This is a genomic window from Streptomyces sp. NRRL F-2664, from assembly GCF_000719345.1.
Classification (GTDB): domain Bacteria; phylum Actinomycetota; class Actinomycetes; order Streptomycetales; family Streptomycetaceae; genus Streptomyces.
The window spans coordinates 110180-120599 of record NZ_JOFX01000017.1 but is presented as its reverse complement, the minus strand read 5'-3'; the positions used below and the strand labels follow the sequence as shown (position 1 = coordinate 120599).

At 74.5% G+C, this 10420-nt stretch carries 8 protein-coding genes; 7 read left to right on the top strand and 1 reads right to left on the bottom strand.

Annotation, left to right across the window (positions count from 1 at the left end; all coding sequences use genetic code 11):
• Positions 1 to 231 precede the first annotated feature (231 nt).
• A complete protein-coding gene (locus IF89_RS0117160) occupies positions 232 to 1605 on the bottom strand; it encodes an aminopeptidase P family protein (protein ID WP_030768093.1) in 1374 nt (457 codons plus the stop codon).
• Positions 1606 to 1781: 176 nt separating this feature from the next.
• Between IF89_RS0117160 and IF89_RS0117155 the strand changes: the two genes are divergently transcribed.
• From IF89_RS0117155 to IF89_RS0117125, 7 genes are all read left to right on the top strand, one after another.
• The gene (locus IF89_RS0117155; protein WP_030768090.1) at positions 1782 to 4166 is read left to right on the top strand and encodes a collagenase; all 2385 of its coding nucleotides are present in this window, start codon (positions 1782 to 1784) and stop codon (positions 4164 to 4166) included.
• A gap of 82 nt (positions 4167 to 4248) precedes the next feature.
• Positions 4249 to 5424 carry an NAD(P)/FAD-dependent oxidoreductase gene (locus tag IF89_RS0117150; RefSeq protein WP_030768086.1) on the top strand — a complete coding sequence of 392 codons (1176 nt, stop codon included), beginning with the start codon at positions 4249 to 4251 and terminating at the stop codon, positions 5422 to 5424.
• Positions 5424 to 5735 (top strand): (2Fe-2S)-binding protein, encoded by a 312-nt coding sequence (locus IF89_RS0117145; protein WP_078628350.1) that lies wholly within the window; start codon positions 5424 to 5426, stop codon positions 5733 to 5735. Before IF89_RS0117150 ends, IF89_RS0117145 begins: the two co-directional genes overlap by 1 nt.
• A 175-nt stretch (positions 5736 to 5910) precedes the next feature.
• Positions 5911 to 7371 carry an FAD-dependent oxidoreductase gene (locus IF89_RS0117140; RefSeq protein ID WP_030768082.1) on the top strand — a complete coding sequence of 487 codons (1461 nt, stop codon included), beginning with the start codon at positions 5911 to 5913 and terminating at the stop codon, positions 7369 to 7371.
• A 74-nt stretch (positions 7372 to 7445) separates the two neighbouring features.
• Positions 7446 to 8360 (top strand): dihydrodipicolinate synthase family protein, encoded by a 915-nt coding sequence (locus IF89_RS0117135; RefSeq protein ID WP_030768079.1) that lies wholly within the window; start codon positions 7446 to 7448, stop codon positions 8358 to 8360.
• Positions 8361 to 8380: 20 nt separating this feature from the next.
• Positions 8381 to 9385: a proline racemase family protein gene (locus IF89_RS0117130; protein ID WP_030768077.1), complete on the top strand. Its 1005-nt coding sequence runs from the start codon at positions 8381 to 8383 to the stop codon at positions 9383 to 9385.
• Positions 9382 to 10401 (top strand): proline racemase family protein, encoded by a 1020-nt coding sequence (locus IF89_RS0117125; protein ID WP_030768075.1) that lies wholly within the window; start codon positions 9382 to 9384, stop codon positions 10399 to 10401. Before IF89_RS0117130 ends, IF89_RS0117125 begins: the two co-directional genes overlap by 4 nt.
• Positions 10402 to 10420 lie beyond the last annotated feature (19 nt).

Below are 10420 nucleotides of genomic sequence, written 5' to 3'. Positions count from 1 at the left end.
GTGTCCCCGCAGGACGAGGCGTCACCCCCGAGCACCACCGCGAAGTACGGCACCCGCCGAGCCGAGGAGACACCCCTGCCCGGCACCGCGACTCCGCCGTCGCCGCGACCGTGTTTGGCCCCAACAGCCACACCCCCGACCAGGCACACCCCAGCCCCGCCGGCGCTTGAGGCGCGGGGTCCGGGGCAGCGCCCCGGCACCACCGACCCGCACCGCCCCCCGGCGGGGCGTCTACGCGCCCTCCAGGAGGAGGCCCATCCACTCCTCGATGCCGGCGACCGTGCGCGGCAGGGCGCCCGACATCAGGCGGGCGCCCTCCGCCGTGATCACGAGGTCGTCCTCGATGCGGACGCCGATGCCGCGCAGCTCGGCCGGGAGGGTCTCGTCGTCGGGCTGGAGGTACAGGCCCGGTTCCACCGTCAGCACCTGCCCCTCCTCCAGGACCCCGTCCAGGTACGTCTCCGCCCGCGCCTTCGCGCAGTCGTGCACGTCGAGCCCCAGCATGTGGCCGCTGCTGCACAGCGTGTACCGCCGGTGCAGGTCGCCCTCGGCATCCTTGAGCACGCCCCAGTCGGCCAGCCCCTCCGCGATCACCCGCATCCCGGCCCGGTGGAAGTCACCGAAGCTCGCGCCCGGCCGCAGGGCCGCGATGCCGGCCTCCTGTGCGGCGAGGACCAGTTCGTACACCTGCCGCTGGACGGGCGAGAAGCGTCCGGACAGCGGCAGGGTGCGGGTGATGTCCGCGGTGTAAAGGGTGTCGGTCTCCACGCCCGCGTCCAGCAGGAGCAGCTCCGCGCCGTTCAGCCGGCCGTCGTTGCGGATCCAGTGCAGGGTGCAGGCGTGGGCGCCCGACGCGGCGATCGTCTCGTAGCCGGTGCCGTTGCCCTCCACCCGGGCGCGCAGGCCGAAGACCCCCTCGATCCAGCGCTCCCCCCGCGGGTGGGCCAGTGCGCGCGGCAGGGCCCGTACGACGTCCTGGAAGCCCGCCGTCGTGTGGTCGACGGCCAGTTGGAGCTGCTCGACCTCCCAGGCGTCCTTGACCAGGCGCAGCTCCGACAGGGCGGCGTCGAGTTCGGCGTCGCAGCCCGCCCGGCGGCCCCGGGGCGAGCCGAGGTCGTCCAGGTGGGCGCAGCGGATGCCGGTGAGGCGTTCGGCCTCCGCCAGGTCCGGGCGGCGGCCCACCCAGAACTCCCCGTACCGGCGGTCCCGGTAGAACTCCCCGTCCCCGTGCGCGCGCGGCGAGCGGGGCCGCAGGTGGAGCACGGCCTCGTGCGCGTGCGGGCCCGACGGCTCCATGACCAGGACGTGGCCGGCCTGGTCCTCGCCGGTGAGACCGGTCAGCCAGGCGTAGGCGCTGTGCGGGCGGAAGCGGTGGTCGCAGTCGTTGGAGCGGACCTTCAGCTCGCCGGCCGGGACGATCAGCCGCTGGCCGGGGAAGCGGGCCGAGAGCCGGGCCCGGCGGGCGGGGGTGACGTCGTACGCCGCGACCCGCGCGGAGTCCGGGAGCGGAGAGGCGGCCCAGTCGCCGGCCATGAACCGGGACAGCTCCGGTGACACCGGGCGGTCGTGACTGCCCGTGTTGAGGCGGGTGGGGGAGTCGGTCACGGAGGCTCCTTCACGAAAGACATGAACTGGTGGGCGCACAGGTCTTGTCAGTGCAATTTCACATTACTATGTTACAGCTCACACCGCGGCACGTTAATCCCCGTCAAACGCCGTGTGACGCAGGGCAGTTCACGCACCACCCCCCACCACCTCACCTCTCCCAACAGGAGTTACCGGTGCTCAAGCACAGAGTTGTGCGCTCTTCCCTTCTCGCCTCCGCCGTCGCCGTGACCCTGGTCGCCACCGCCGGACAGGGCGCCACGCAGGCCGCCGAGTCCGCAGCCCCGGCCGCCTTCGCCGGCGCACGGGCCGCCGCTCCCGCCGAAGCGGCCCACGGCCCCACGGGGAACCCGTTCGACGAGGTCGACCGCTACGCCGAGGCGAAGGACAACGCTCCGGCCCCCGCGCCGGCCCCGGGCGGGCTGAACCTCTCCGGAAAGGTCCCCGGCGCGGCGCCCGCCGACGCGCCCGCCCAAGAACTGGAGAAGCGCGGCGCGGCGGCCAAGTCCGCCCCCACCGCGAAGAGCGTCGCCGCGGGCGTCCCCTGCACCCTCGACGGGATCACGAACCTCACGCCCGAGCAGTTCGCGGACTTCCTCGCCGACCCGGCCGTCCTGGCCGACGGCTGCCTGCGCGGCCTCGTCTGGACGTGGGACGCCCGCCTGGCGCCGGTGATGTCGGACGCGCACGTCCAGGCCGTCTCCCGCCGGATATCCGCCCTGGCCGCCGCCCACGACGGGCGCAACTCCTCCCACCTGGAGGAGATGTTCACCTACCTGCACGCCGTCGCCTACCACGACTTCTCGCGCGACGAGATCGACGTCACCGACGCCCCCACCACCGCCGCGATACGCCGGGCCATCGACGACTTCGCCGGCGCCGCGCGTTCCTTCGACGTCACCCCCACCAACGCCCGCACCCTGCGCGAGGCGCTCTACGCCGCCGGCCCCGGCCTGCGCCAGCACCAGCTGGGCCTGGTGAAGAAGGTCCTTGCCACGATGGACCCGGCCCACCCGGCCACCCACCTCGACCCCGCCTGGGCGGGCGCGGTGCTCGCCGCGCTCTCCACCAACTACCTCGGTGTCTACCCGGGCAACCAGGACAGCGCCTTCCACAGCGCCGTGGCCGCCGACCCCGCCTACCGCGCCGCTTTCAAGGCCTTCGCCGGCTACACGCACCTCAAGGGCACGGCCAACGCCTGGGTGGTGCGTGACGCGCTCAGCGAGTACGCCCGCTTCGGCCAGGTTCAGGGCCTGCGCGACCAGGTCGTCGCCGACCTCGGCGCGATGCTCGGCCCGGTGAAGGCGGGCTTCGGCGACGGCAGCGAGCAATGGGCCAAGGTCGTCTCCTGGCTCAACTTCTACGAGGCGTGCAAGCCGTACGGAGTGTGCAAGGAGGACATCGAGAAGCAGCTGTTCCCGCACACCTACACCTACGACAACGGCACCATAAAGGTCCGCACCGGCCTGGACCGGGCCACCGTCGACCAGCTCTACTACGCGAGCAAGCAGGTCAAGGCCCAGTACCACCGCGTCCTCGGGACCGACCAGCCGCTCGCGGGCGACCCCAATGCCACGCTGAACATCGTGCTCTACGGCTCCCGCGCGGACTACGTCAACTACCACCCCATCCTGACCGGTTACGACACCAACAACGGCGGCATCTACATCGAGAACGGCGCCACCTTCTACACCTACCAGCGCCGCGTCCCGCAGGACTCCTCCCTCACGCTGGAGGAGCTGTTCCGCCACGAGTACACGCACTACCTCAACGGCCGCTTCGCCGTGCACGGCTTCTTCGGCCAGGGCCCCTGGTACGAGGGCGACCGCACGACCGCCATGGACGAGGGCACGGCCGAGTTCTTCGACGGCGCGACCCGCGACAACGGCATCGCCGTGCGCAAGTCCCTGGTGAAGAGCATCATCAACGACACCGCGGGCGGCGGCCCGCGCATGACCGTCGAGCAGCTGCTGAACGCCACCTACGACGGCGACGGCTTCCGCTTCTACAGCTACACCGGCACCTTCTTCGAGTTCCTGTGGACCGAGAAGCCCTCCCTGCTGCGCGAGATGTACACCCACCTGCGTGCCAACGACGTCGCGGCGTACGACGCCTGGCGCCACCGGCTGGGCGCGGACACCTACCTCCAGCGCGACTACGACCGCTTCCTGGACGCGCAGATCGCCAAGGTCGACCAGCTCTTCGTGCCGAACACCACCTTCACCCCCAACGACCAGCTGCGCGATTCCGCGCTCGCCTCCGTGAAGTCGGCCTTCGCCACCGCCACCTACAACACCCCCGACTGCGTGGAGAACGGCGACCCCGGCAAGCGCCGCTTCACCTGTACGGGCCGGATCACCGCGAACCTGAAGAACTGGCGCAGCGACGACCAGAACTTCAAGGACATGTCGGAGACGGTCGACTACTTCATCCTCGACCGGGCGGGCGCCGCCTCCAACAACCTCGCCGACATGAACTGCTCCTTCGGCCCGCCGGAGATCTGGAGCAACAAGGTCGCCGCGACCTCCAGTTACAGCTGTGAGGGACCGCTGCGCAGCTGACGGGCTCCGGATCGGCCCCGTGCGTGAGGAGGCGCGCGGGGCCGGTCTGGGCAGGCACTGAAGAATGTGACATATTACTGTCGTGCTCAAGAGACACTCCCTGGACGCCGTGATCATCGGCGCCGGCGTCGTCGGAGCGGCCTGCGCCTACTACGCGGCCCGCGCCGGCCTCTCCGTGGCCGTGGTCGACCGCGGACCGGTCGCGGGCGGCACCACCGGCGCAGGCGAAGGCAATCTGCTCGTCTCCGACAAGGAGGCTGGGCCGGAACTCGACCTGGCCCTGCTCTCCACCCGGCTCTGGACCGAACTCGCCGCCGTCCTGCCGCGCGACGTCGAGTACGAGCCGAAGGGCGGACTCGTCGTCGCCCCGGACGAGGCCACCGTGAAGGCCCTGCGCGGCTTCGCCGAGCGGCAGCGCGCGGCCGGTGTCGACGCGGTCGAGGTCCCGGCGCACGCCCTGCACGACCTGGAACCGCACCTGGCCCCCGGCCTCGCGGGCGGCTTCCACTACCCGCAGGACGCCCAGGTCCAGCCGGCGCAGGCGGCCGCCCGGCTGCTGGCCGCCTCGGGCGCCGAGACGTACCTCGGCGAGGAGGTGACCGAGGTGCTGCTGGACCGCGGCGCCGTACGCGGGGTCCGCACCCCGCGCCGCGACCTCGCCGCCCCCGCCGTGGTGAACGCGGCCGGAACCTGGGGCGGTCACGTCGCCGGCCTGGCCGGGACCTCGCTGCCCGTGCTGCCGCGCCGGGGCTTCGTCCTGGTGACGGAGCCGCTGCCGCGGGTCGTCCGGCACAAGGTCTACGCCGCCGACTACATCGCGGACGTCGCCAGCGGCTCCGCCGCCCTGCAGTCCTCGGCCGTGGTCGAGGGCACCCCCGCCGGACCGGTCCTGATCGGCGCCACCCGCGAACGGGTCGGCTTCGACCGGAGCCTGTCGACGCAGGCGCTGCGCCGGCTGGCCTCCCAGGCCGCGGCCCTCTTCCCCGTCCTGGCCGACGTGCGGGTGCTGCGCACCTACCACGGTTTCCGCCCCTACCTGCCCGACCACCTCCCGGCGATCGGAGCGGACCCGCGGCGCCCCGGGCTGCTGCACGCCTGCGGCCACGAGGGCGCGGGCATCGGCCTGGCCCCCGCTACCGGCGTGCTGATCGCCGCCGCCCTGACCGGAGCCGAACCCCCGCTGCCCGCCCACCCCTTCCGCCCCGACCGCTTCACCGCCGGCCCGGCCGGTGCCGACACCTCCGAGGAGCACCCCTGATGCGCAGCCCCCGCTCGCTGGTCGGCGGCAGCCCGTCGGCCGCGTACGCGATCACCTTCGACGGCCGGGAACTGCCCGCCCACGAGGGCCAGAGCGTCGCCGCCGTGCTGTGGGGCGCCGGGATCCTGGCCTGGCGCACCACCCGCGGGGGCGGCGCCCCGCGCGGGGCCTTCTGCGGCATCGGCACCTGCTACGACTGCCTCGTCACCGTCAACGGCCTGCCGAACCAGCGCGCCTGCCTGGTCCCCGCCCGCCCGGGGGACGCCGTGACCACCCAGGAGGGAACCGGCCGTGCCGACCTCGCCGTCTGACCCCACCGGGCCCTCCCACCCCGCGCAGCCGCCCGTACCGGCCGCGTCCGCCCGGCCGCCGGTGCCGCCCGCGGCGTCCGGTTCCGCCCAGCCGTGCCGGCCCGGTGGACCGTCCGCCCAGCCGGTCGAGCCGGTCGAGCCGGTCGAGCCGGTCGAGCCGGGCGAACCGGTCGACCTGGCCGTCGTCGGAGCCGGGCCCGCCGGCCTGGCCGCCGCCGTCACGGCCGCGGGACTCGGGTTGCGGGTGGCGCTCCTCGACGCGGGCGACCGCCCGGGCGGACAGTACTACCGCCACCCCGCGCCGGGCCTGGGCGCCGCCCGCCCGGAGGCCCTGCACCACGGCTGGGGCGACTTCGCCCGCCGCGAAGCCGCGCTGCGCGCCCACGCGGCGGCGGGCCGGATCGCCTACCTGCCGCTCCACCACGTGTGGACGGTCGTCCCGGGCGGGGCGGCCGAAGCCCGCCCCGGGCGTCCCGCGTCCGGCCGGGCGGGTGCCGGCGGGCCCGCCGCGCAGTGGACCCTGCACGCCGTCGCCGGCCATGCCCCCGCCGAGCGCGCCGTGACCGTCACGGCCCGCGCCGTGCTCGTCGCCACCGGTGCCTACGAGCGCCAACTGCCCTTCCCCGGCTGGACGCTGCCCGGGGTCGTGGGGGCCGGCGGCGCGCAGGCCATGCTCAAGGGCGGCCTGGTGCTGCCGGGCCGCCGCGTGGTGGTCGCCGGCAGCGGCCCGCTGCTGCTCGCGGTGGCCGGTTCCCTCGCCGCCGCCGGGGCCGCCGTGCCCGCCGTCGTGGAGGCCGCCGCCTACACGGCGTACGCCGACCGGGTGCCGACCCTGCTGCGCAACCCCGGCAAGCTCGTCGAGGCCGCCGTCCACGGCGGGGCGCTGGCCCGGCACCACGTCCGGCTGCTGACCCGGCACGCGGTCACCGAGGCCCACGGCACGGACCGGGTCGAGGCCGTCACGGTGGCCCGGCTCGACCGCGGCTGGCGCCCCCTGCCCGGCACGGCCCGCCGGATCCCGTGCGACGCGCTCGCCGTCGGCCACGGGCTCGTGCCCCAGCTCGAACTCGCCACCGGGCTCGGCTGCGCCACCCGGCCCGGCCCCGACGGCGCCGCCGCCCTGGAGGTGGACGCGCTGCAGCGCACCTCCGTCCCCGGGATCTGGTGCGCCGGGGAGACCGGCGGCATCGGAGGCGCCCAACTGGCCCTGACCGAGGGTGAGCTGGCCGCGCACAGCGTGGCGCGGACGCTGCGGCCCGGTCCCGGCGCCCCGCACGCCGGACGCGTCGACCGGCTCGTCCGCCGCCGTGCCCGGCTGCGTGCCTTCGCCGACGCGATGGCCGCCGCGCACCGGCCCGGCGACGGCTGGACCGGCTGGCTCGGGGACGGGGACGTGGTCTGCCGCTGCGAGGAGGTTCCGGCCGGCCGGATCCGGGAGGCGGCGGCCGACCTCGGGGCCCGGGACGCCCGGACGGTCAAGCTGCTCACCCGGGCCGGCATGGGCTGGTGCCAGGGCCGCATGTGCGGACCGGCCGTCTCCGCCCTCGCCGGACAGGAACCCGGGGGTGACCGGCGGCCCTTCTCCTGCCCCGTCCCGCTGCGCCACCTCGCCGAACTGCCCGCCACCGACCGCTGATCAGAGGTGCCCGGTCCTTGTGGCCGCACCGCACCCGCTAGTAAAATGTCACACACCACACTAGGGAGCCCCTCATGACCGAAGCGCACGCCCCCGCGCCCCGCACCCGTCCCTGGCACGGCATCATGGTCGCCACCGCGCTCCCCCTGCGCGAGGACCTCACCGTCGACTACGACGCCTACGCCGACCACGTGGCCTGGCTCATCGCCAACGGCTGCGACGGCGTGGTCCCCAACGGCTCCCTCGGGGAGTACCAGACGCTCACCGACGAGGAGCGGGCGCGCGTCGTCCGTACCGCCGTCGAGGCCGCCGGCGACGGCGCCCGCGTGATGCCCGGCGTCGCGGCCTACGGCAGCGCCGAGGCCCGCCGCTGGGCCGACCAGGCCGCCGAGGCCGGCGCCGGCTCCGTCCTCCTGCTGCCGCCCAACGCCTTCCGCGCGGACGAGGAGACCGTACGCGCCCACTACGCCGAGGTCGCCTGCGCCGGCCTGCCCGTGGTCGCGTACAACAACCCCATCGACACCAAGGTGGACCTGGTCCCCGCCCTGCTCGCCCGGCTGCACGCAGACGGTTCCATCGTCGCCGTCAAGGAGTTCAGCGGCGACGTCCGCCGCGCTTACGAGATCGCCGAGCTCGCCCCCGGCCTCGACCTCCTCATCGGCGCCGACGACGTCCTCCTCGAACTCGCCCTGGCCGGCGCCGTCGGCTGGATCGCCGGCTACCCCAACGCCCTGCCGCGCTCCTGCGCCACCCTCTACCGGGCCGCCGTCGCCGGCGACCTCGACACCGCCCTGCCGCTCTACAAGTCCCTGCACTCCCTGCTGCGCTGGGACTCCAAGACCGAGTTCGTCCAGGCCATCAAGCTGTCGATGGACCTCGCGGGCCGTCCCGGCGGGACCACGCGCCCGCCGCGCTCCCCGCTGACCGGCGACACCGAGGCCGCCGTCCGCGCCGCCACCGAGAAGGCCCTCGCCGAGGGCCTCAACTAACCAGCTGGAGGGGACGCCCGATGCGCACGCGCCACGTCTACCACGCGGTGGACTCGCACACCGAGGGCATGCCGACCCGGGTCATCACCGGGGGAGTCGGGGTGATCCCCGGCGCCACCATGGCCGAGAAACGGCTCCACTTCATCGAGCACATGGACCACGTACGGACCCTGCTCATGTACGAGCCGCGCGGGCACTCCGCGATGAGCGGCGCGATCCTGCAGCCTCCGACCCGACCCGACGCGGACTACGGCGTCCTCTACATCGAGGTGTCGGGGCTGCTGCCCATGTGCGGGCACGGCACCATCGGGGTGGCCACCGTCCTGGTCGAGACCGGCATGGTGCCCGTGGTCGAGCCGGTCACCACCGTACGCCTCGACACCCCGGCGGGGCTGGTGAGCGTCGACGTGCGGGTCGACGACGGTGCGGCGACCGCCGTCACCCTCACCAACGTCCCCTCCTTCAGCGTCGGCCTCGACCTCAAGGCCGACGTCCCCGGTCACGGCGCCGTCACCTACGACCTCGCCTACGGCGGCAACTTCTACGCCTTCGTCGAGCTCGAAGCGCTCGGCCTGCCCTTCGACCGGGCCCGGGGCGACGACCTGCTCGCCGCCGGACTCGCGGTGATGGACGCCGTCAACGCCGGGCCCGACCGCCCCGTCCACCCCGAGAACCCCTCCATCGCCGGCGTCAAGCACGTCTACCTCGCCGCCCCCGGCTCCGACGCCCGCCGCTCCCGGCACGCGATGGCCATCCACCCCGGCTGGTTCGACCGCTCGCCCTGCGGTACGGGCACCAGCGCGCGGATGGCCCAGCTGCACGCCCGCGGCCTCCTGGACCTCGGCGCCGACTTCGTCAACGAGTCGTTCATCGGGACCGGGTTCACCGGCCGGCTGGTCGGGCGGACGACCGTCGCCGGCCTGCCCGCCGTGGTGCCCACCGTGACCGGGCGGGCCTGGATCACCGGCACCGCCCAGTACTTCCTCGACCCGTCCGACCCCTTCCCCGGAGGCTTCCTCCTGTGACGACCGTCCGCACGGTGGACTACCACACCGCCGGTGAGCCCTTCCGGATCGTCGACACCGCTGCCCCGGGCATGCCGCCCGTGCCCGGCGACACCGTCGCCGAGCGCTGCGCCACGGCCATCGGCCCGGGCGGATCGGGGACCGCTCCCCGCCGGGGCGCCCTGGACGACGTACGCCGCCTCCTCGTGCAGGAGCCCCGCGGGCACGCCGGCATGTACGGCGGGTTCGTGGTGCCGCCCGACGACGACGGCGCCCACTTCGGCGTGCTGTTCTGGCACAAGGACGGCTGGTCCACGGCCTGCGGCCACGGCACCATGGCCCTCGGGGCCTGGGCCGTGGACAGCGGTCGGGTCGCCGCCCCGGACGACGGGGACGTCCCGGTGCGCATCGACGTGCCGGCGGGCCGGGTCACCGCCACCGTCCACCGCGGCGGGGGCCGCACCACCGGGGTCACCTTCCGCAACGTGCCCGCCCGGGTGGGCGCCCGCAAGGTCCCCGTCGCCACCTCGCTGGGGCTGACCGAGGCGGACATCGCGCACGCGGGCGCCTGCTACGCCTCCGTCCGCGCACGCGATCTCGGCCTGGACGTCACGCCCGCCGCACTGCCCTCACTGGTGCGCGCCGGGCAGGAGGTGCGGGCCGCCCTCGCCACCCACCCCGCCGCCTGGCACCCCGGCGGACCGCTGCTGTCCGGGGTCTACGGGGTGATCCTGTACGAGGAGCTGCCGGACACGCCGTTCGGGCCGCACCAGCGCAACGTCACCGTCTTCGCCGACGGGCAGGTCGACCGCTCGCCCTGCGGCTCCGGCACCTCCACGCGGCTCGCACTGCTCGCGGAGGACGGTCGGCTCGGGCCGGGCGAGGACCTGCTGAACGAGTCCGTCACCGGGACCGTCTTCACCGGCCGGATGCTGGAGGGCGGGGTCACCGAGGTCACGGGTGCCGCCTACCGCACCGGCGAGCACGTCTTCGTCGTGGACCGCTACGACGCCCTCGGCGCCGGGTTCCTGCTGTGACGGGGACACCCAGGCTCGG

What these genes read in the sequence shown, in the direction of transcription:
- IF89_RS0117135 (WP_030768079.1), top strand. Translation starts at nt 7,446, where the DNA reads ATGACCGAAGCGCACGCCCCCGCGCCCCGCACCCGTCCCTGGCACGGC.
- IF89_RS0117145 (WP_078628350.1), top strand. Translation starts at nt 5,424, where the DNA reads ATGCGCAGCCCCCGCTCGCTGGTCGGCGGCAGCCCGTCGGCCGCGTAC.
- IF89_RS0117130 (WP_030768077.1), top strand. Translation starts at nt 8,381, where the DNA reads ATGCGCACGCGCCACGTCTACCACGCGGTGGACTCGCACACCGAGGGC.